At 67.9% G+C, this 21341-nt stretch carries 16 protein-coding genes and 4 pseudogenes; 11 read left to right on the top strand and 9 right to left on the bottom strand.

The features are described 5' to 3' along the window. The first annotated feature begins 6 nt into the window (after nucleotides 1-6). From GAA2_RS18660 to GAA2_RS18650, 3 genes and pseudogenes are all read left to right on the top strand, one after another. Nucleotides 7-552, top strand: a complete 546-nt coding sequence (locus GAA2_RS18660; protein WP_159404948.1) for a nuclear transport factor 2 family protein — start codon at nucleotides 7-9, stop codon at nucleotides 550-552. A gap of 6 nt (nucleotides 553-558) precedes the next feature. Further along, a pseudogene (locus GAA2_RS18655) lies at nucleotides 559-1826 on the top strand (hypothetical protein). After that, nucleotides 1823-2716, top strand: coding sequence for an SDR family NAD(P)-dependent oxidoreductase (locus tag GAA2_RS18650; protein WP_159404947.1), 894 nt, complete (start codon nucleotides 1823-1825; stop codon nucleotides 2714-2716). Before GAA2_RS18655 ends, GAA2_RS18650 begins: the two are co-directional and overlap by 4 nt. A gap of 85 nt (nucleotides 2717-2801) precedes the next feature. Here GAA2_RS18650 and GAA2_RS18645 read toward each other — a convergent pair. From GAA2_RS18645 to GAA2_RS18625, 5 genes and pseudogenes are all read right to left on the bottom strand, one after another. Beyond that, a pseudogene (locus tag GAA2_RS18645) lies at nucleotides 2802-3793 on the bottom strand (NAD-dependent epimerase/dehydratase family protein). Continuing rightward, complete coding sequence (locus tag GAA2_RS18640; protein WP_006434739.1) at nucleotides 3790-4845, bottom strand: phosphotransferase; 1056 nt, start codon at nucleotides 4843-4845, stop codon at nucleotides 3790-3792. Before GAA2_RS18640 ends, GAA2_RS18645 begins: the two are co-directional and overlap by 4 nt. A 13-nt stretch (nucleotides 4846-4858) precedes the next feature. After that, a pseudogene (locus tag GAA2_RS18635) lies at nucleotides 4859-5943 on the bottom strand (TIGR03857 family LLM class F420-dependent oxidoreductase). Nucleotides 5944-5947: 4 nt separating this feature from the next. Continuing rightward, the gene (gene fadD1 / locus GAA2_RS18630) at nucleotides 5948-7537 is read right to left on the bottom strand and encodes a fatty-acid--CoA ligase FadD1 (RefSeq protein ID WP_159404946.1); all 1590 of its coding nucleotides are present in this window, start codon (nucleotides 7535-7537) and stop codon (nucleotides 5948-5950) included. Nucleotides 7538-7649: 112 nt separating this feature from the next. After that, the gene (locus tag GAA2_RS18625) at nucleotides 7650-8111 is read right to left on the bottom strand and encodes a hypothetical protein (protein WP_006434736.1); all 462 of its coding nucleotides are present in this window, start codon (nucleotides 8109-8111) and stop codon (nucleotides 7650-7652) included. 103 nt (nucleotides 8112-8214) lie between these two features. On the opposite strand from GAA2_RS18625, the gene GAA2_RS18620 reads away from it, so the two are divergent. From GAA2_RS18620 to GAA2_RS18600, 5 genes are all read left to right on the top strand, one after another. Next, nucleotides 8215-9156, top strand: coding sequence for a PaaI family thioesterase (locus tag GAA2_RS18620; protein WP_159404945.1), 942 nt, complete (start codon nucleotides 8215-8217; stop codon nucleotides 9154-9156). Between the two features lie 218 nt (nucleotides 9157-9374). After that, nucleotides 9375-10178 (top strand): TIGR03084 family metal-binding protein, encoded by an 804-nt coding sequence (locus tag GAA2_RS18615; RefSeq protein WP_159404944.1) that lies wholly within the window; start codon nucleotides 9375-9377, stop codon nucleotides 10176-10178. A 61-nt stretch (nucleotides 10179-10239) separates the two neighbouring features. Beyond that, entirely contained in the window at nucleotides 10240-11403 is a 1164-nt protein-coding gene (locus GAA2_RS18610; protein ID WP_006434733.1) for an acyl-CoA dehydrogenase family protein, read from the top strand. 46 nt (nucleotides 11404-11449) lie between these two features. After that, a complete protein-coding gene (locus tag GAA2_RS18605) occupies nucleotides 11450-12622 on the top strand; it encodes an acyl-CoA dehydrogenase family protein (protein WP_006434732.1) in 1173 nt (390 codons plus the stop codon). 3 nt (nucleotides 12623-12625) lie between these two features. After that, nucleotides 12626-13300, top strand: coding sequence for a TetR family transcriptional regulator (locus GAA2_RS18600; RefSeq protein WP_394855153.1), 675 nt, complete (start codon nucleotides 12626-12628; stop codon nucleotides 13298-13300). Between the two features lie 10 nt (nucleotides 13301-13310). Here the strand turns inward: GAA2_RS18600 and GAA2_RS23275 are convergent. The 3 genes and pseudogenes from GAA2_RS23275 to GAA2_RS18580 form a co-directional block, all read right to left on the bottom strand. Next, nucleotides 13311-13710, bottom strand: a pseudogene (locus tag GAA2_RS23275) (Pr6Pr family membrane protein); the annotation flags it as partial. Nucleotides 13711-13864: 154 nt separating this feature from the next. Continuing rightward, nucleotides 13865-14983 (bottom strand): NDMA-dependent alcohol dehydrogenase, encoded by a 1119-nt coding sequence (locus GAA2_RS18585; protein WP_159404942.1) that lies wholly within the window; start codon nucleotides 14981-14983, stop codon nucleotides 13865-13867. Nucleotides 14984-15035: 52 nt separating this feature from the next. Next, a complete protein-coding gene (locus GAA2_RS18580) occupies nucleotides 15036-16532 on the bottom strand; it encodes an aldehyde dehydrogenase family protein (RefSeq protein WP_159404941.1) in 1497 nt (498 codons plus the stop codon). Nucleotides 16533-16790: 258 nt separating this feature from the next. Between GAA2_RS18580 and GAA2_RS18575 the strand changes: the two genes are divergently transcribed. Then, the gene (locus GAA2_RS18575; RefSeq protein WP_159404940.1) at nucleotides 16791-17939 is read left to right on the top strand and encodes an HPP family protein; all 1149 of its coding nucleotides are present in this window, start codon (nucleotides 16791-16793) and stop codon (nucleotides 17937-17939) included. A 26-nt stretch (nucleotides 17940-17965) separates the two neighbouring features. Here the strand turns inward: GAA2_RS18575 and GAA2_RS18570 are convergent, their stop codons facing one another. Then, the gene (locus tag GAA2_RS18570) at nucleotides 17966-19627 is read right to left on the bottom strand and encodes a sigma-54-dependent Fis family transcriptional regulator (protein ID WP_159404939.1); all 1662 of its coding nucleotides are present in this window, start codon (nucleotides 19625-19627) and stop codon (nucleotides 17966-17968) included. A 68-nt stretch (nucleotides 19628-19695) separates the two neighbouring features. Between GAA2_RS18570 and GAA2_RS18565 the strand changes: the two genes are divergently transcribed. Further along, nucleotides 19696-20571: an exodeoxyribonuclease III gene (locus GAA2_RS18565; RefSeq protein WP_159404938.1), complete on the top strand. Its 876-nt coding sequence runs from the start codon at nucleotides 19696-19698 to the stop codon at nucleotides 20569-20571. A 161-nt stretch (nucleotides 20572-20732) separates the two neighbouring features. Further along, complete coding sequence (locus tag GAA2_RS18560; RefSeq protein WP_159404937.1) at nucleotides 20733-21335, top strand: hypothetical protein; 603 nt, start codon at nucleotides 20733-20735, stop codon at nucleotides 21333-21335. Nucleotides 21336-21341 lie beyond the last annotated feature (6 nt).

The raw sequence follows: 21341 nt of genomic DNA, 5'->3' as shown, positions 1-21341 counted from the left end.
GAACACATGTCTTTTGACCGTGCCGAACTGGAAGAGATGAAGGAACGGTGGCTCGCCGCCAACATCGAGGCGGAGAAGGCGGGAGACTGGAAGCCGCTCGCCGAGTTCTACACCGAGGACGCCACTTACGGCTGGAATTACGGCCCGAAGAAGGACTTCATGGCCGTGGGTCGCGAGGAGATCCGCGAACTCGCGCTCGGCCAGGAGATGGAGGGCCTCGAAGGGTGGGAGTACCCGTACCAGGCGTGGGTCATCGACGAGAAGACCGGCGACATGATCGGGCTCTGGAAGCAGATCTATGAGGGCACCCGCGACGACGGCACCCACTATGCGCTCGAAGGTATCCAGGGCAGCTGGTTCAAGTACGGCGACAACTTCCAGTTCTCTTGGCAACGTGACTTCTTCGACTACGGCAACGTCTCCGCACTCTTCATCGAGATGATGCAGAACAACGCGATGAGCGAGGGCATGCTCAAGCGGGTGGAGAAGGCGGCGCCGGGGAATCTGCCGGGCTGGTATGACTTCGGTAAGACGCCGGTCGCGTTCTGGTGAACTGAGATGACTCCCACAGCCCCGACCTACCAAGGTCTGAGTCAGGAACAGCTCGCCGTCCTGGTACCCGAACTCCTGCTGTGCGGTCAGATGATCGACCGCAGCGGAATGGCCCATCTCATCGGCGCATTCGGACGAGACGTGATGGGCCGGATCGCCATCGAGGAGTGGAAGGCCGCGAGTCCGGTCTACACACACCGGATCCGGACCGCGCTCGGTATCGACGGTGACGGCGTCGAGGACATGTTCAAATGCCTCCAACTCGACATCGGTGCGCCGCCGCAGTTCATGGATTCCGGTTTCGGGTCGACGACAAGTATCACGGGTCGTTCGTGCTCGATCACTGCGGTGCGCTGCTCGACGTCGAACCGCTCGGCGACGACTACGTCACCACGATGTGCCACGACATCGAGGACCCGACCTTCGACGCGACGGCCATCGCCACCAACCGGCGGGCGCGAATCCGGCCGGTGCATCGTCCACCTCGTCGTCCCGTCGACCGGACTCCGCACTGCGAGTGGACGGTCACCATCGAACCCGACCGCGAGGAACTGCCGCTCCCTCCGGACGCCGAGGAGATGTTCGGCACTCGCGCCGGCCAGATCCAGCTGTCCGCGATCGACAGCTCGGCAACCGACGGCTGGGTCGACTATCGAGGCCCGCTCGTCGAGGATCTCCAGTTCGCCGAGTGGTCGGCGTCGGCATTGGGGCGGATCGCCGAAGAGGTTGCGCTGCAGCATCAGCTGTTGTCCCTCGGCTTCCTGGTCGGTTTGCGGCGGTGTGCCGAGAGCGAGGATCAGGTGGTCGAGATCCTCCGCAGACAGCTGATCGGGATCGCCGGACTCGCGGCGGACCGCATTCGCGCGGCGCTCGATCTCCCCACCGGCGCCGCAGGTCTCGCCCAGGTCCTGGCCCTGCATCCGTGCTTCGGTCCGGCGCAGTACACCGGCCTGACCGCCACCGTCGACGGCGACGCCGTCGTCGTACGGATTCCGCGTGAGTCCGATGCGACGGCCGACGGCGGGTGGATGTCGATCATCAGCCCGGATCATCTGGAACCGCTGCAGGCGGCGGCGACCGCGGTGAATCCCTACCTGAGTGTCGAGGGTGCCGTCGAGACCGACGACGCGCTCGAGATCCGGATCGTCACGTCGGACACCGCACAGAAGGAGAGCGGCGAGGTGGCGATCGCTCGGTTCAGCGGTGGCGCGAGTTTCGAATTCGTCGACCGCGGCCGCTCGATCCCGATCACGCCGGTCGGTAGCTCGACGTGAGTCCGGACGGCGGCTGGTCTCCCGGTGCCGCCGGACTGGGTGGCCGGGTCGCCGTGATCGCCGGCGCCACCCGGGGCATCGGTCTCGCGGTTGCATATGCACTCGCGGGACAGGGGGTTTCGGTCGTCGCCAACGGTCGTGACGGTGATGCGCTGGAGGAGACGGTCGCGGAGATCCGCGGCGGCGGCGGTCAGGCTGTCGGAGTCTGTGGTTCGGCCGGTGACGACGGCGTCGCCCAGCAGATGGTCGACGCCGCGCTCGCCGAGTTCGGTGCACTGGACATCGCCATAAACTGCGCCGGCATCGCCGAACCCCCGGGGTCGACGGTGCTGACCATCGCCCCGGACGAATTCCGGGCCCAGGTGGACGCCCATCTGATGAGCGCGTTCCATCTGGTCCAGGCCGCCGGGCGGGTCTTCGTCGAGCAGGCGTCCGGGTCGATCGTGCTCACCGGCTCGGCGGCGTCGCTCGGGATGTTCGGTGGCAGCGGCTATCCCGCGGCGAAGGGTGGCGTCAATGCGCTCGCACTCGCCGCGGCCGCGGGTCTTGCCAATCACCACGTCCGGGTGAACGTGGTGATGCCCGGAGCCAAGTCGCGATTGTCGACCGGCGACGACTACGTCGCGCACATCGAGGGGCTGCATCGGCGGGGGATTCTCGACGACCTCACCCGCGACGCGGCCTTGGATCCGGCGCCGCCCGAGTACGTGGCGTCGCTGTACGTCTTCCTCGCCAGCGACGCGGCCGAGCACATCACCGGCAACATCTTCAGCGCCGCAGGCGGTTTCATCGGCCGGTTCGAGTCACAGCAGGCGAGCTTCGTCGCCTACCGCGACCACAGGGACACCTCTCCGTACAGCCTCGTCGAGCTCGCCGAGCTACTCGGCTAACTCGGACACCCCACAAACCCACCCTTTATCGGCATTTCCACCACCCGCGCGGGTGGTGGAAATGCCGAAAAAGGGTGGGTTTGCGTCAGGAGTGGCGGGCGGCTCGGCGATCCACCCAGAACCGCGCCCCCTCCTCGATGGCTTCGGTGACCGGGCGCGGGCGCCAGTTCAGGTCGCGTTCGGCCTTGGAGTGGTCCATCTCCGACATGAAATGCATGAGCCGCACCGACGGAACGGTCAGCCGGACCGGCCTGCGCGTGATCGCTGCCCGAGCCGAGCCCACGGCGCCGGCCCCATACAACGCCGCACGACGGAGCACGAGGCGCGGCGGCTCCCGGCCCGCGGCGCGTGCGGCGATCGCCACGATCTCACCCATGTCGATGGACCGTTCGGACACGATGTAGCGTTCGCCCACCTCACCCCGATCGGCCGCCAGGGCAAGCGCGCGAGCGGCGTCGTCGATACCGACCGACTCGGCTCGGCATCCGCGGACTGTGAACGGCATCTTGCCGAGGGCTGCTCCGGCGACGAACGATCCATGCGGCGTCGGCTGCCAGTCGCCCGTGCCATAGGTGTTGGCGACGCACATGGCGACTCCCGACACGGCCCCGTCGCGCGAGTAGTCGAGCAACAGGTTCTCCGCCGCGACTCGACTCAGCACGTACTCGGGCGCGCGCCGAGACCAGTTGAACGCGTCGCCCTCGGTGGCCCGACGACCCTCCACCCGACCGATGGTGGCGACACTGCTGGTGAACACGAACTTGCGCAACGGCTGACGGGCGGCGACGTCGAGCACGGCCCGCAATCCGTCGACGTTGGTGCGGTACAGCGGAGCCGGATCCCGTAACCAGGCCCGGGTGTCGACCGCCAGTGGAACACCACGATGCAGCCGGCCATCGCGGCGCGCACGGAATCCTGGTCGAACAGATCGCCGGTGACATGGTGGACGTCGAGTCCGGACAACGTGCGGAGGTCGCTCGTCGGGCGGGTGAGGACGCGGACATCGTCGCCGTTCTCGACGAGCCGGCGGACCAGCCGGGAACCCAGGAAACCGTTGCCGCCGATGACGAGCTTCATCGTCCGGCCAGCCCTCCGGGTGCGAGGTCATCGATCGCCGCCGCACTGCGGGACAGCATGGCGTCGAACATGGCGGTGCCACGCTCGGTGGGCTGGGCGGCGGCCGAGCCGAAGACGATGATCAGCGGGGCCTGGATGAGGTTGCCGACGTAGTCGTCCCAGCACTCGTCGAGGGTGTACCCGGTCACCCCGGCGGTGACGACCGCGCGATGATACGACGCCACGATGCCGCGTTCGTGCTTGCGACGATCCTCGGTGGTCAGGCTGGTACTGAGCAGAAAAGCGATGTCGCGCAGCGGGTTACCGGTCGTGATCGTCTGCCAGTCGATCACCGTCACCTCACCGGACGGCCCGAACAGCACGTTGTCCACGCGCAGGTCGCCGTGGATCAGAGCCGTGTTGCGCAGCGGGGCGACGAGCCAGTCGCCGGCCTCACGCACCAGCCAGTCGACGGCGGCCGAACTCTGTCCGTCCGGGGAGAAGCGCTCGCGATAGACGTCGGCCATCGGCGCGAGCAACGACTCCATCATCTCGCGTTCGGCTTCACCGGGCAGTGGCATCTCCGCGAGCAGTGCGGGGTCGTTCCACCGCGGAGCATGCAACCCGGCCGCCGCTACCGCGACCGACTCCGCCTGTGCCGCCGTACATCCGATGATCTGGTCACCCTGCACCGCCGCGCCCATGTCCTCGAGCAGGAGGACGAACTCGGTGCCGGGGTCCGAGATCGTCGCGGCGTAACACCTCGGCATCGGCACGGTGAAAGCCGAGGCCAGATCACGATAGAACCGGACCTCGTTGCGGAACACTCCGGAACCGAATGCCCGCTGTTCCGGTTCGCCGGTCGCCAACTTGGCGATCATCGTGGCCGGGAGTTCGGCCGGTCCGGAGTAGTCGAGGGTGAGGCGGTACGACCCGGCCATCTGCCCGGTTCCCACGGCCGAGGCGGCGACGGCGGTGATCGATTCGTCGTGGCCGTTCTCGCCGAGGAAGTCCGTCAGCCAGGCGGGCGTGAGTTGCTCGACGCTCGTGGGTATCTCGATGGTTTCTGTCATGCGGGTGTCTCCGTCACGAGGGCATCCTTCCCGGGTTGGCCGGCAGTCCGACCGCGCGGTCGGGGCGTATGTCGCGGTACGCCGAGGCCACCGGCGCGAGTTCGGTCGGTGTCGCACCGTGCAGGATCACCGAGTCGACGCCCAGGTCGAACTGCGCGGCGACGGTCTTCGCGCAGTCCGACGGCGAGCCGGTCGCCGAGTGGCGACCCACGCGTTCGGGATGACGGCGGCCAGGTCGGCGAGTTCACCGGCGGTGGCGGTGGCGTCGATGGGACCGCGCGCACCGCTGAAAGCCGCAGTGGCCCGGACTCGTTCCAGGTCTGTCGGGTCCCAGGCGTTGGCCGCCATGAGTTGATCCGGATACCCCTGGAGATAGGTGGCGAGCCGCCCGTACAGCCTACGCAGACGGTCGGTCTCATCCAGGTGGTCGCCCACCGTCGCCACGACCGACCAGATCCGGATCGAGGCGGGATCGCGCCCGGCCCGCTCCGCTGCGCCTCGGACATGGGCAACTGCCCGGCGGGTCGCGTCGTCGCTGAAATATGTGTGCAGGACGACGCCGTCGGCGATCTCACCGGCCAGCTCGAGAGTCCTGGGACTCATGGTGACCATCAGGATCGGTGGGGGAGGGTCGAGTGTCACACCGAGATTCAGCAGAGGGTAGGAGCCGGCCGGTCCGTCGTGACCGATCACCATCTCGCCCGTCCACAGCCTGCGGAGGAGCCCGGTGATGTCACGCAGGCCGGCGCCGGTGACGAGGGGGAGCCCGAGTATCTGCCACTGGGGGGTGATCCCGCGCCCGAGACCCAGAGCGAACCGCCCCGCCGAGAGTTCGCTGAGCGTCGCCCCCATGGTCGCGGTGACGATGGGATGCCGGGTGTTGTGGTTGGTTGCCGCCGTGGCGATTCCGAGATTCTCGGTCGCACCGGCGAGAGCCCCGCACAGTGCGGCGGCGTCCTTGATGTTGAACCGTTCCGAGACGAAAGCGGTGCCGAGTCCGATCTCGTCGGCGAAGCGTGCTTCGGCGGCGAGCTCGCTCGGGGTGACGGGGTGCCGGGAGAGTGCGTAGTAGCCGAGCTCGGTGAGCTGATCCTCCATCGTCTCAGGCACTCGCCCCGACGGCCTCCCCGTACGTGCGCGATCGCGGCTCCCGGACCCACAGGATGCCGTCACCGGCCGTCGCACCCTCCTGCTTCAGGGTGCGCTTGAGGATCTTGTTGGTGGCGGTCGTCGGCAGGTCCTCCGCGATCCGTACGAAGCGCGGCCAGGCCTTCGGTGACAGGTCTGCCTGTGCGGCAAGCTGTTCGGCGAAGGACTCCGGGCTCAGCGAGGTGCCGTCCTGCAGTACGACGGCCGCCATCACGGCGTCACCGACCTGTTCGTCGGGGACCGCGTACACCGCGACGCGGTTGATCTCCGGTATCCGGAGCAGGATGCGTTCGATCGGTCCGGCGGCGAGGTTCTCGCCGTCGACGCGCATCCAGTCGCCGGTACGTCCGGCGAGATAGATCCACCCGTCGGAATCCTTGTAGGCGAGGTCGCCGGACCGGTACATCCCGTGACGCAGTCGCTCGTTGGTGGCGTCGGAGTCGTTGTAGTAGCCCATGAACATCCCGCCGCCCTCGACGTTGACCAGCTCGCCGATCGCCTCGTCGGAGTTGAGAAGTGCTCCGGTGTCGTCGAATCGGGCCGGGGGACACTCGGTGATCGTCGAGGGGTCGTAGACCGCGACGTTGGGGAAACCCCGGCCGATCGAGCCGTGCGGGGTGCCGGGTTCGCGGGTGATGATGATCGCGAGTTCGGTGGAGCCGAATCCGTCCCAGACCGTGCAACCGAACCGACGCGAGAATTCGTCGATGTCGCGGTCGGTGGCCTCGTTGCCGAAGGCGACGCGCAGCGGGTTGTCGGCATCGTCGGGCTTCTCCTCGGTGGCGAGGATATAGGCGAGCGGCTTGCCGACGTAGTTCATGTACGTCGCCCGGTAGCGGCGGATGTCGTCGAGGAAGGTCGACGCCGAGAACTTGGCCGGGGCGATCGCCGCGCCACCGCACAGGGCGACGCAGTAGCCACCCATCAGTGCCGCGCTGTGGAAGAGCGGCATCGAGAGGTAGCAGACGTCGCCCGGGCCGATGTCGTACTTGTCGACGAGTACGGGGCCGGCGAACGGAATCATCATGTGCGCGAACTGAACCGGTTTCGGGTTACCGCTGGTGCCCGAGGTGAAGATCAGCATGAACGTGTCCATGGCACCCGGCACCGAATGCGGGGTCAGCTCGCCGGCTCCGGCGACCAGATCGGCCCATCGGGGGGTCGAGGTGTCCAGGACGGTGACGCCGGGCAGGTCCAGGCCCTCGAGGAGAGGGCGGTGCTCGGCGTCGGTGATCAGGATCTGGCAGTCGGCGCGCAGGATGTCGGCGGCCAGGCCCTCGCCCCGTCGGGTGTTGTTGATGCCGGCGGTGACGTAGCCGCCGAGAGCCCCGGCGGCCAGGGCGATGAGCATGTCCGGGGTGTTCCCGAGCAGAGTGCCGATGTGCATCGGGCGAGACGCGTCGGCCACGGACAGTATTGCGGCCGCGGTCTTCTCCGCGTCGCGGATGTACTCGCGCCACGTCCACCGGCTGCCCTCGTAGGTGATTGCCAGGTTGTCGTCGTCGGCGCGTTCCTGAAGGAGCTGGGTGACTGTCTCGGCCATGCGGCCAAATCTAGAACGTGTTCACCCGGTCTGTGTACAGATCTGAAATATTGTCTACTGCAAGCCTGTCGGGGACGCCGAAGCGTCCCCGACAGGCTCGTGTGGGTGTGCTCTAGCGGGTGAAGGAACCGCTACCGGGTACGACGGTGAACGTCTGGTCGTTCTTGCCGATGATCGTCGTGGTGAATTCGACAGGCCCGGCGCCGGTCGCGATCGAGACCCCGTCCGACGGGCGTCCGTCGGTGCATGTGGCGAAGACCTCGCTACCGGAGTTCCCGGTCGACCGGTTCGTCCAGGAGATGCCGATGCGCGCGTCCTTCAGGTTCGTCGAGCAGGACTCGGTCGGGGTGGTGTTCAGTGAGACATGGGTGATCCCGGGTTCGGTTGCGGATGCGAGGATCGAGGCGACGAAACCTCCGGTTACACCGTTGGAGCCCACGGTGATGCCGGCGTTCGGGATCTGCTCGACGCTCAGTGGCTGCTCGCCGGGAGCCGCCTGCGCGGTGGCAGTGCCGAGGGTCAGTGCAGCGAATGCCGCGGCGGCTCCGAATCCAGCAACAGTCTTGCGTCCCATGTGTATCTCCCGTCACTTTGGACACTTCGAACCCACAGCGTACGGGAGTGATGTTGGACTCCTCAAGGTGAGGTCGGCCGCATTCTGCTGATACAGAAGATGCATGAGCGATCTGCACCACGCCGAGTCACCGAATCCGGGGCCGCATGACCCACTGTCCGCATTCCACCTCGGCGACCTGGCCGTCGAGCCCAACGGTGTGCGTGCCGCCCAGCTCCTGTGCTCGCAGTTCGCCGACCATCGCGGCCTCATCGAGGTGCCCGCCCTCGCTGTTCTCTTCGATCACTGCGGCGGAATCCCGTTCCATCGCGTCCACAACGATCCGGCGGCCGCCACGCTGCAGGCTCGGCTGTCGCTCTCGACGCACGGTCGCGCACGGATCGGGGACATGCTGGCGGCGCGTGCCGATGTCGTGATGCACGACGACGGCTGGGGGTCGACGAGCGTCGAGATCCGTTCCGGCGCAGGGCAACTCTGCTGTGTCGGTTCCGCACGCAACGTCCGCGTCGGACGCGCCCCGACGGGGCAGACACCGTCCGCGGAGATCGGGATGCCGATGCCCCGCTGCAACGACGACCACGGGGTGACGCTCCCGCCGACGATTCCCTCGGGTCTGCCGGGACGGGCGGTGGTCGAGGAGATCGCCACCAAGCAGCGGGACCCGGGGCCGCTCGTCGAGATGCTCAACGGCACGGTCGAGGTGCTCGACGGTGCCACCGACCGGGACGCCGGCATCCGCTTCCGCAGCGCCACCGATCCCTGGATGGGCAACATGTTCGGCACCATGCACGGCGGCGTCATCGCCACGATCGTCGGCCAGGCGGGCTCGTTCGCCGGTCACCTGCACGCCGGACCGGGGCAGGACTACTCGATCGGTGACATGGCCATCGGCTTCTACCGCTCGCCCGCGGTGGACGGCGGCGAGGTCACCGTGGAGGTGACGCCGATCAAGACCGGGCGTCGTATCTCGTCCTTCGAGGCCACCATGACGTCATACGACGACGTGCTGCTCAGTCGCGCGACGCTCGACGTCCACTATCACTGAGAGTCCGTCGCACCACTGCCCGAAAACCGCCCCTGAGATCTGCCCCTGAAAACCGCCTCTGAGATCGGCCCCTTGAACCTGCCCTGCAGCGGAGTCGACGACATATCGTCGCCCGACGCGGTCCGGAGGGCCGTTTCCAGGGGCGGTTTTCAGCGTTTCCGGCCGAAAAACAATCAAGCGTGCTTGATTCTTCTGGGATCCTGTGTGAGGCTGACCGCATGACTGATCGGGCAGCGGCCGTCCACGGTGTGGTGGCAGATCTCGAGGCCGAGTCGGAGCAGCTCGATGCGCTGGTCGCCGACCTCGACGACGCGGGATGGGCGACGCTCACACCCGCACCGGGGTGGACGATCGCCCACCAGATCGCGCATCTGGCGTGGACCGATGAGGTCGCGGCCATCGCGGCAACCGATCCCGATCGCTTCACAGATCTCGTCACCGAAGCCCTGCAGAAGAATCCGGAGACCTACGTCGACGACGCCGCCGAGGCCGGGGCGGGTGCCCCGGCCGAGGAGATCCTCGCCGGCTGGCGTCTCGCCCGCGGCAAGCTCGCGGATGCGCTCCGGAACGTGCCACCGGGTGTGAAGATCCCGTGGTTCGGCCCGCCGATGTCGGCCGCCTCCATGGCCACCGCGCGATTGATGGAGACGTGGGCCCACGGCCTCGACGTCGCCGATGCCCTCGGGGTGACCGTGCTGCCCAGCGACCGCATCCGCCACGTCGCGCACATCGGGGTGCGCACACGCGATTTCGCCTACATCGTCAACGGCAGGACCCCGCCGGCCGAACCGTTCCACTATGCGCTGACGTCGCCGTCGGGGGAGCTGTGGACGTGGGGGCCCGATGACGCGTCCGACGTCATCCGCGGTTCGGCGCTCGACTTTTGTCAGCTGGTGACCCAGCGTCGCGCCCTCGCCGACCTCGACCTGGAGATCGTCGGTCACGACGCGCTCGAATGGTCCGGCATCGCTCAGTGTTTCGCCGGCCCGCCGGGAGAGGGGCGCGAGCCGCGCGGGGCCTGAACCACCGCACCGACGACCCGACCCCAACACATCACAGTCACATCACACAAAGGAGCCTTGGGTGCCCATTGTCAGCCCCGACGTCTGGGACACGCCGGAACGTCTCGAACTGCGTTCGACGGTCCGCAGATTCGTCGATAAGCACATCCTGCCCTTCCAGGACGACTGGGAGCGTGACGGCGAGATCCCGCGTTCGCTCCACCTCGAGGCCGCGAAGCTCGGATTGTTCGGCCTCGGGATCCCCGAGGAGGTCGGCGGTTCCGGTGGCGATCACATCGACACAACGATCCTCGCCGAGGAACTGCACTACGCGGGTGCGGCCGGCGGCATCTTCGCCTCGCTGTTCACTCACGGCATCGCCCTGCCGCACCTGATCGCCGCCGGCGATCCGGAACAGATCGACCGTTGGGTGCGCCCGACCCTGGCCGGCGAGAAGATCGGCAGCCTCGCGATCACCGAGCCCGGCGGAGGCAGCGACGTCGGCCACCTGACCACGAAGGCCGAGCGGGACGGCGACCACTACGTCGTCAACGGCTCCAAGACCTACATCACCTCGGCTGTCCGGGCGGACTTCGTCGTCGCGGCGGTGCGCACCGGCGGGCCGGGCGCGGGCGGCGTATCGCTGCTCGTCATCGACAAGGACACACCCGGATTCACCGTCACCCGGAAGCTCGACAAGATGGGCTGGCGCTGCTCGGACACCGCAGAGCTGTCGTTCGTCGACGCACGTGTGCCGGTCAAGAACCTCGTCGGCCCGGAGAACTCCGGATTCGCCCAGATCGCCATGGCTTTCGTCACCGAGCGGTCCGGACTCGCGGTGCAGGCCTACGCCAGCGCGCAGCGCTGTCTCGATCTCACCGTGCAGTGGGCGCGCGACCGCGAGACCTTCGGCAAACCGATCATCGCGCGGCAGTCGGTGCAGGACAGCCTCACCGAGATGGCGCGTCGTATCGACATCGCCCGCACCTACACACGCGCCGTGGTGGAACGCAAGGTGACCTCACACGACGACCTCATCGCCGAGGTGTGTTTCGCCAAGAACACCGCCGTCGAAGCGGGAGAATGGGTGGCCAACAAGGCCGTTCAGCTCCACGGCGGACTGGGATACATGACCGGCACAGAGGTCGAGCGGCAGTACCGCGACATGCGCATCATCGGTATCGGCGGCGGCACCACCGAGATCCTCAACGGTCTGGCCGCCAAGCGGCTCGGCTTCCACGCCTGAACCGCTGCGAACATCCGAACCGACACGACCGAGAGGGAACGACGCGATGACAACCCTGGACAACCCCTTCGTGGAAACCCCGGAGCGCGCCCAACTGCGTTCCGCGGTGGCCGGTCTGGCGGCCAAATACGGCCAGGAGTACTTCCGGCAGTGCGCCCGTGAGGGACGCAAGACCGACGAACTCTGGCAGGAAGCGGGCAAGCTCGGCTTCATCGGGGTCAACCTCCCCGAGGAGTACGGCGGCGGCGGAGCCGGCATGTACGAGCTGGCGATCGTCATGGAGGAGATCGCTGCGTCCGGCACCGGGCTGCTGATGCTGGTGGTCTCACCGGCCATCTGCGGCAATGTGATCGCGCGCTTCGGCACCGACGAGCAGAAGCAGCGGTGGTTGCCCGGACTGGCAGACGGGTCGATCACGATGGCGTTCGGTATCACCGAACCCGACGCCGGGTCGAACTCGCACAACATCACCACCACCGCTCGCCGTGACGGCGCGGACTGGCTGCTGTCCGGCCAGAAGGTCTACATCTCGGGTGTCGACCAGGCCCAGGCGGTCCTGATCGTCGCGCGTACCGAGGACGCCAAGACCGGCAAGCTCAAGCCGGCGCTGTTCATCGTGCCGACCGATGCGGAGAACTTCTCCTACACCATGATCGACATGGAACTGCAGAACCCGGAGAAGCAGTTCCAGCTGTTCCTCGACGACGTCCGACTGCCGGCCGACGCGCTGGTCGGCGACGAGGACGCCGCTCTCAGCCAGCTGTTCGCCGGATTGAACCCGGAACGGATCATGGCTGCGGCGTCGGCGGTCGGGATGGGACGGTTCGCACTCGACAAGGCAGTGTCGTACGTCAAGGAACGAACGGTGTGGAAGACGCCGATCGGCGCGCACCAGGCCATCGCGCATCCGTTGGCGCAGGGCAAGATCGAGCTCGAGATGGCCAAGCTCATGATGCAGAAGGCCGCGACGATGTACGACGCGGGCGACGACTGGGGCGCGGCCGAGCCGGCGAACATGGCGAAGTACGCCGCGGCCGAGGCTGCGGTGAAGATCGTCGATCAGGCCGTGCACTCGATGGGCGGCAACGGACTGACGTCCGAGTACGGTATCGCGCCGATGCTGAGCCTCGTCCGCATCGCCCGCGTCGCGCCGGTCAGCCGGGAGATGATCCTCAACTTCGTCGCGCAGGCCAGCCTCGGCCTTCCCAAGTCCTACTGAGGTGTGGCGCCGGTGTCCACGGCAGTGTCCCCGAACCCAGGGTCGTCGAATGCCGGCCCGAATTCGCGTGGCCCGCAGCAGGAACGCTCACGGCTGACCCGTCAGCGACTGCTGCGGTCCACGGTCGACGTGCTCGCGGCGGACGGATGGGCGGCCGCCACGGTTGCCGCCGTCGCCAAACGTGCCGGAGTGTCGCGAGGTGCTGCGCAACATCACTTTCCGACGCGGGAAGCGCTCATCACCGCTGCGCTCGAGCAGGTCTTCGACGACCTGACCGCGGCGGCGGGCAGCGAGATCGAGGCACCCGGCTCCGACGAGGCGATCACCCCTGCGCGGGTGAGCGCCGCGGTCCAGTGCGCGGTGGCGGTGTACACGGGCACGGAATTCAAGGCGGCACTGCAGGTGTGGGCCGCGGCAGCGTCCGACCCTGCGCTGCGCAAACTGATCCTGCCCCTCGAGGCGAAGTTCGCCCGGGCCGCCCATCAGCGGACGATGGCGGCGATGGGTGTCTCGCCGGATGACCAGAAGGGACGCCGCCTTGTCCAGGCGACACTCGACTTCGCTCGCGGACTCGGTCTCGCCGATACCCTGTCGGACGATTCGGCACGACGCGCCCAGGTGGTCGACACCTGGTGCGAGCAGATCGCCGTGGCGCTGGGCGTCGAATCCGGTCTCTAGTTCACCGCCCTCAGGCGGCGACCTCCTCGCGTGACCTGCCTCGGGTCCCGGCCCAGTAGACGCCGAAGGACATGAGCGCCATCCCGACGAACACGACCACGGGCGAGATGGTCATCGAGACATAGCCCTGCCCACGGGGATCGATGAACGGATACGGATACCAGTCGACGATGGGTCCGCGGATCAGGGTGTACACGCCGTACACCAGCGGGACGGCCAGCCAGGTGAGCCAACTACGTTCGGGAATCCGCCTGGCGCGCACCAGGATCGATCCAGTCCACCAGTATCACCAGAGGGATGATGCGGTGCAGCACGTCGTTGACCCAGCCGTAGGTGACGTCCACATCCACCCCGCTGAGCAGCAGCGCGTACACGATTCCGGTGATCACCATGCAGGTGGTCACCGCTCCGTCGGCAACCGGGATCCGATGATGCTCGGACAGTTGCCCGGTCCATCCCGGACACCGGTGGTGCGGCGCGCGGGGAACTGCGTGCGGCGAACCGGAGGGCAACGGATACGCGAACTCGCCCGGGGATGAGTCCCCCGGGCGAGTCCGGCTCGGCTCACTCGCCGTGGATGATGACCCCGCGAAGGTTCTTGCCGTCGCGGAGATCCTGATAGCCCTCGTTGACCTGGTCGAGGGTGTAGGTGGTGGTGATCAGCTCGTCGAGCTTGAGCTGGCCCTGATCGTAGAGACGCAGCAGTTTGACGATGTCGTACTGCGGGTTGGCCGAGCCGAACAGGCTGCCCTTGATCGTCTTCTGATTGAGCGTGAGGTCGGTGCCCGACACGTGCACGGTCAGTTTGGCCGGATCGGCGAGACCGGTGATGACCACTGTGCCGCCCTTGCCGATGACGGCCGTCGCGTTCGACACGACTTCCTCGTCGACCGTGCCCACCAGGATCAGTGCCTGGTCGGCGCCCTGTCCCCACGTCAGTTCGTTGACCTTGGCGGCGGCCTCCTGGGGGTCCGCATAGGCGTGCGTCGCACCGAATTTCAGTGCGGCGTCGCGCTTCATGGCGACCGGGTCGACGACCACGACGAACTTGGCGCCGGCCGACACCGCACCCTGCACCGCGTTGATGCCGAGCCCGCCGATGCCGTAGATGACCACGGTGTCACCGGGTCGCACGCCGCCGGCGTACACCGAGGTCCCCCAGCCCGACGGCACGCCGCAGCCGACGAGGACCGCCTTGTCCAAGGGCAGCCAGTCGTCGACCTTCACCACCGAGTGCTGCGAGATGGTGGCGCGTTCGGAGAACGTGCCCAGCATGCACATGGCGCCGAAATCATCCTTGCCCGAATGGAATCGGAAGGTGCCGTCGGGCATCGAACCCTCGAGGATGGTCGCGCCCATGTCACACAGGTTCTGTCGTCCCGTCGAGCAGTAACGACACGTGCCGCAGTTGGGGATGAAGCTGCACACGACGTGGTCACCCGGCTTCACCTTGGTCACACCGGGTCCGACGGCCTCGATGATGCCGGAGCCCTCGTGACCACCCACGATCGGGTAGCGGGGCGGCAGGTCGCCGTCGGTGAGGTGGAGGTCGGAATGGCACAGGCCCGCGGCGGTGTACTTGATCAGGACCTCACCTTCGCGGGGTTCGTCGAGATCGAGTTCGACGATCTCGAAGGGCTTTCCGGGGGCGGTGAGAACGGCGGCCTTGGTGGTGAGTGTCATGACGTGCTCCTTTGCACTTGATGGGAACTCTGGGTGAATCAGGGATGGCCGGTCACAGCGCGATGTTGACGGCCTTGGTCTGCGTGTAGAGGTCGATGGCCGAGGAGCCGAGTTCGCGGCCCCAGCCCGACTGCTTGTAGCCACCGAAGGGCATCGCCGTGTCGAAGCCGTTGTACTGGTTGACCCACACCGAACCGGCCTTGATCTGGCGGGCCGTCCGGTGCGCCTTCGACAGGTCGGTCGTCCAGATGCCCGCGGCGAGACCGTAGATGGAGTCGTTGGCCGCGGCCGCGACCCCGGTGTCGGCGTCGAACGGCAGCGCTGCGACGACCGGCCCGAAGATCTCCTCGCGCACGATGGAGAAGTCGGGTTCGACGTCGACGAACACGGTCGGCTCGATGAAGAATCCCTCATCGCCCCAACGCTTTCCGCCGGTCAATGCTCGTGCACCGTCGGCGAGTCCGGCCGCCACGTAGCCGGACACGCGGTCGAACTGCTCCTGACTCACCAGCGGTCCGAGTTCGGTGGCCGGATCGAGGCCGGGGCCGATCTTCGCCTGGGATGCGGCCTCGGCGACCGCCGCGGTGAAGTCGTCGAAGATCGGACGCTCGACGAACAACCGGGTGCCGGCGACGCAGCACTGGCCGTGGTTGAACATCCACGCGGCCACCGATCCGGCGACCGCCTTCTCGAAGTCGGCGTCGGCGAAGACGATGTTGGGGCTCTTGCCGCCCAGTTCGAGCGACACCTTCTTGAGATTGCCCTTCGCCGCCTCGACGATCTTCTTGCCGACCTCGGTGGAACCGGTGAAGGCGATCTTGTCGACGTCGTCGTGTGCGGCGAGGGCGGCGCCTGCCTCGCCGTATCCGGTTACGATGTTGACCACGCCGGGCGGGAAGCCCGCCTCGTCGAAGATCTCACCGAGCAGCAGTGCGGTGAGGGGGGTCTGCTCGGCGGGTTTGAGGATGACGGTGTTGCCCGCCGCGAGCGCCGGCGCCAGTTTGAAGGCGGCCATCAGCAGCGGGAAGTTCCACGGGACGATCAACCCGCACACCCCGACCGGTTCGCGCAGCGTGTAGGCGTGGAACTCGCCACCCGGTACGAACGGCATCGACACGTCGACCGTCGAACCGGTGATTTTGGTGGCCAGGCCCGCGTTGTAGCGGAAGATGTCGGCGGCCCAAGCGGTGTCGACGGCGGTCGCGATGGTCGCGGCTTTGCCGTTGTCGAGTGCTTCGAGCTGACCGAACTCGGCCGCGCGTTCGGTGACCAGATCGCCGACGTGCCAGAGCAGCCGTTCGCGTTCGTTCGGCTTCATCCGCGTCCACGGTCCGGAGTCGAAGGCCTCGCGGGCGGCGCGGACCGCGCGGTCGACGTCGGTGGCGTCACCGTGAGCGACCGAGGTGAGGGGACGGGCGGTGGCGGGGTCGATGGTCTCGAAGGTGCGGCCGGACGCCGACCACACCCATTCACCGCCGATCAGCATCGGGCGGTCGTGGCCGATGAAGTCGCGGACCTTCGGGAGCAGGTCGGTGGCGACTGCGGTCATGGGTACCTCCTGGGAAAGCGCTCGACGCCGGTGGCGAAGCGAGCGGGTCGAGACGAGCCGGTCAGGGTGATCTGGGTCATAGCTGTGACCTGACTCATTTCTGCCACCGATCGGGGCGGTCGCCGTGTCCAGAAACTGAACACCTTCACCTCGTCGTTGCCGGATGGCGTGATCCGGGGTCGCGGAAAGTGCGTCCGGCGGCGTCGCTAGCGTGTCCGGGGGTGGCGAGCGCCGCCTCCACATCCGGAGAGGGAACCGATGGCAGCGCGCATGGCCGACCGTCTTCGCGGTGCGCTGCAGTCGGTGGGACCGCCGGGAGCGTCGGTGTCGCTGCGCGAGGCGGTACGTGCCGGAGTCGGATCGGTGCTGGGTCTCGGGCTCGTCGGACTCGTGCTCGCGACGTCCGGAGTCGATCTGCGGACGGGTCTGTTCCTGATCGCACCGTTCGGGGCGTCCGCGGTCCTGATGTTCGCCGCGCCCAACAGTCCGCTCGCCCAGCCCTGGTCGGCGGTCGTCGGCAACACCGTGTCGGCGTTCGCCGGCGTCTTGGTGACCCTGCTGGTGTCGCCGAGTGAGCTGCGCGTCCCGCTCGCAGTCGGTGTGGCGGTCCTGGCCATGGTGGTCTGTCGCGCAGTGCATCCGCCCGGCGGCGCCGTCGCGATGACCGCCGGGCTCAGCCCGGACGTGGTCCACGCGCTCGGGTTCCGGTTCGCCCTGGCCCCCGTCGCCGTGGGGACGATCGCGCTGGTCGTGCTCGCGGCCGGATACGCACGGGTCACCGGACGCCGGTATCCGTACCGTCGGTTCGACGACGAGTCGTCGGCCACCGCGCGGATCGGACTGGACGAGGACGAGCTGACCGACATCCTCAACCGGTACAGCCAGTCCCTCAATCTCGGTGTCGCCGATCTCGCACGACTCATCGTGGCAGCCGAACTCCAGGCTGCGGGCCATCGCGCCGACCCGCTCGTCGCCGGTGACGTCATGTCCGGGGATCTGGTGACAGTGGGACCGGACGCGACACTTCCCGACCTGGCGCAGATGTTCGACACCCACCGCTTCACCTCGTTGCCCGTGGTGACGCGCGGCGGCCGGTTCCTGGGTGTCGTCTTCCAGATCCATCTCGTCTCACGCCTTCGCGTGGGCTCGGCACGCGGATCGGACCGGATGTTCGCCCGGCTGCTGCGCCGGGACGGCAGCGTCCTGACGGCCGCCGACGTCATGGACACCACGCTGCCGATCGCGGCGCCGGACGCGCCGGTGACCGCGTTGTTGCCGATGCTCGCCGACAGCGGATGCGGTGCCGTGCCCGTGCTCGACGGGGACCTGCTGGTCGGCATCGTCACGCAGACCGACCTCATCGCCGCGCTCGCACGGCACACGCTGGCCGATCCGCTCGTCGACTGACGTACGGCCCGGCCTCATCGCGGTGCCTACTGGACCCCGAGTGCTCGCATCCGCGCGTACAACGTGGTGCGGCTGATCCCGAGGTCCCGGGCGGCGCGGACCTTGTTGCCGCCCGCTCGGTCGAGCGCGTCGACGATCGCGGTTCGCTCGGCCTGTTCCCGTCCGGAGAGATGGGCCGCCCGACTCGTCGTCCGATAGGTGGCCGGGAGATCCGCGGTTTCGATCACGCGTGCCGCCCGCTCCCGGCACGACGCCGCGGCCTCCCGCAGGACCGCGATCAGCTCGGTGAGGTTCCCGGGCCAGTCCTGGCTGAGCAGGGCGTCGGTCGCCGGTCCGGACAGCGTGAGTTCAGGATCGATCTCACCGAGGACGCCGCTCGCGACGGCCGCGAGCTCCGAGGTCCGGTGACGTAGTGGCGCCGGATCGATGCGGGTTGCGCACCGGCCGAGCAGCGCCGCGACCGCGGGACCCGCCTGTGCGCGAGGACCGCTGACGAGGATCAACGGCGCCGCCGCCGGTGTCGATGCCGTGGCCCGCGTGACCAGGGCGATGGACCGGTCGTCGAGCAGGTCGACACCGTCGATCACCAGCGGGACCCCCGACGATCGAGCTCGTGCGAGCTGACCGGCGACATCCGGCTGTCGACCGTTGATCAACTCGTCGGCGACGTCGACGACCACGGTTCGGCCGGACTCGTCGGATGATTCGGCGGCAAGTTCGAGAGCCAGCGTCGTGCGTCCGGTGCCCGGCTCACCGGAGACGGCGACGGTCGTGCGTGACGGCCGGACCGGAGTGGACCGCGTCGGCGTCGTCGGTGTGCTGAGGGCGCGGAAGCGGAACAGTGCGGCCCCGCGGGTACCGGCCACCGGTTCGACGGCGACCTCGACCTCCGCCCCGGAGACGAGCGTGAGGGGCAGCGTCGTCGTACGCAGCGCGGGATCGGTGGCGATCACGCGGAGTGCGCCGATGTCGGTGGGGGAGAGCAACTCGGCGGCCAGGGCATTGGTGAGTTGCAGGTCGTCGCCGATGGCGGCCACCGCGATGTCGCGACGTGGCGCGGCGCGCTGGAAGGCGTCGAGCACGCGTCGCTGGTGCGCACGGGATCGGTCGAGCAACCGGTCCGCGATGTCGGCGACGATGCCGTTGACCACCGGCACCGCGAGCGGGTTGATGCGGTCGGCGATCTCGGACATGCAGATGATCCCCGCGAGGCGTCGGGTCGCGGGATGGATGATCGGCTGCCCGAAGCAGCTGATCGTCCGGAACTGTTCGAGGTAGTGCTCGGTGCTGTTGACGATCACACCGCCGCGCGTCTCGGCGGGGGTGCCGAGCGCGGTGGTCCCGACGATGTCCTCGCCGAACGGGACACCGGGCGTCGCACCGATCGCATCGAGCCGGCGTTCGACGGTCGTCCCGAATGCCACCCGGGTGACCATGCGGCACTCGTGGTCGACGAGCAGCAGCGACACGTCGGTGTCGGCGAGACGGGCCGCGGCGTCGTCGAGGACGGGACGCGCCGCATCGAGCAGCGGATCGGCGGATCCGATGTCCCGGAGTCGGGCGGGGGTGTTGTCCTCCGGCCTGACTCCCGACAGCGCCGACCGTCGCCACGAGTGCTCGATGACAGGGCGGTGTGGCGTTCGATCTGGCCGGAACGAGAGAGTGTCGATGACACCAACGTGACACACATCACCGACGAAGGAAAGCCCGGATGCCGGGCCGGAACGGCGTCGGTGGGTCGTACTACCGTGGGCCCATGCGCGTCGCGACCTGGAACGTGAACTCGGTGAAACAGCGGATTCCGCGCCTGCTGCCGTGGCTCGACGAACGGCGTCCCGACGTCGTCTGCCTGCAGGAGACCAAGCTCTCCGATGCCGCATTCCACGAGACGCTCGGCGCCGATCTCGCCGAACGCGGTTATGAGATCGCGCATGCGGGGCAGGGTCAGTGGAACGGCGTCGCCCTGCTCTCGCGGGTCGGGCTCGATGACGTGCGAATCGGATTCGACGGCATGCCCGGCTACCCGAACCCGGAGACGCTCGAGGCGCGGGCGGTCTCGGCGGTGTGCGACGGCCTGCGCATCTACTCGCTCTACGTGCCCAACGGCCGCACCCCGGACTCCGATCACTACACGTACAAGCTCGAGTGGCTGGCCGCGCTCGCGCGCGCGGTCACAGACCCGTCGTCGACGCTTCTCTGCGGCGACATGAACATCGCTCCCGCCGACGCCGACGTCTTCGACCCGGACGCCTACGTCGGGCACACGCACGTCACCCCGCCGGAACGGGCGGCACTCGCCGAGTTCGCGGCTCTGGGTCTGCGGGACGTCGTCCGTGACCGCTGGCCGGACGACCGGGTCTTCAGTTACTGGGACTACCGTGCCGGAATGTTCCACAAGGACCTGGGCATGCGGATCGACCTGATCCTGGCCGGCGAGTCCGCCGCCGGCCGGGTCGAGGCGGCCTGGATCGACCGCAAGGCGCGCAAGGGCAGCAAACCCAGCGATCATGCGCCGGTCATCGTCGACCTCGACGAGGCCCCCGACGGGGACATCGGCCCGGTGGTCCCGCCCCCGTCGAATCCGGCCAAGCGCGGTGGCTCGAAGGTGAAACTCCCCCAGACGCCGGAGTGATCCCGCTCACTATTCTCGAATCTGCTGCGCCGCAACGTGATTCGTCAGCGCCCACACGGGATTGGCCTGTTGAGACGATTGCGGCAACCTGTCTCTTCTCCGATATGATCACCGCGGCCCGAGCACGGGCCAAAGATCCTCGTGAGAAAGAGAATTCACACATGAAGCACCTCAGGGCAGGGATCATGGCGCTGGCCATGATGGGTGCAGTACTCGTCGCCGTCCCCGTTGCGACGGCACACGCGGCACCGGCGACGGTGGCGCTCCCGACGGCGTCCGCAGCGATCGGCGGCGACCACAGGAGCGTGATCGTCGACGTCCGCGGGGGAAGCCTCGCGGTCACGCCGGCGGGTGCGCTGCAGATCCTCGACGGCCGCGGTCGCATCGTCTCGTCGATGCCGCTGTCGGGGCAGATGGACGGGTTCACCGTTCCGCTGCGCGCCGCGGTCAGTGCGGACAAGTCGTCGGTCACCCTCACTCCGGTCGTCGGAACGGACTTCCGGGCCGTGCTCGACGCCGCCGAGACGAAGGCGGCCAAGCAGCGCCTGACCAAGCAGCAGCGCTACGACATCATGTGGACGGAGCTGAACAAGGGCTGGCGGGGGAACACGCCCTTGTACACGCTGATCGGCGGCCTCATCGGCTTCATCGTCTTCGGCTGGATCGGCGCCGGCGTCGGTGCGTTCATCGGTGCCTACATCGGCTACGGCGAGTCGAACCCGAAGGCGTGGCCCTCGGTCGTCGCCTGGTTCAACACCCCGTAGGCGCCC

It is taken from the genome of Gordonia ajococcus (assembly GCF_012974285.1).
GTDB classification, from domain to species: domain Bacteria; phylum Actinomycetota; class Actinomycetes; order Mycobacteriales; family Mycobacteriaceae; genus Gordonia; species Gordonia amicalis.
This window is presented reverse-complemented; position numbering and strand designations above follow the sequence as displayed.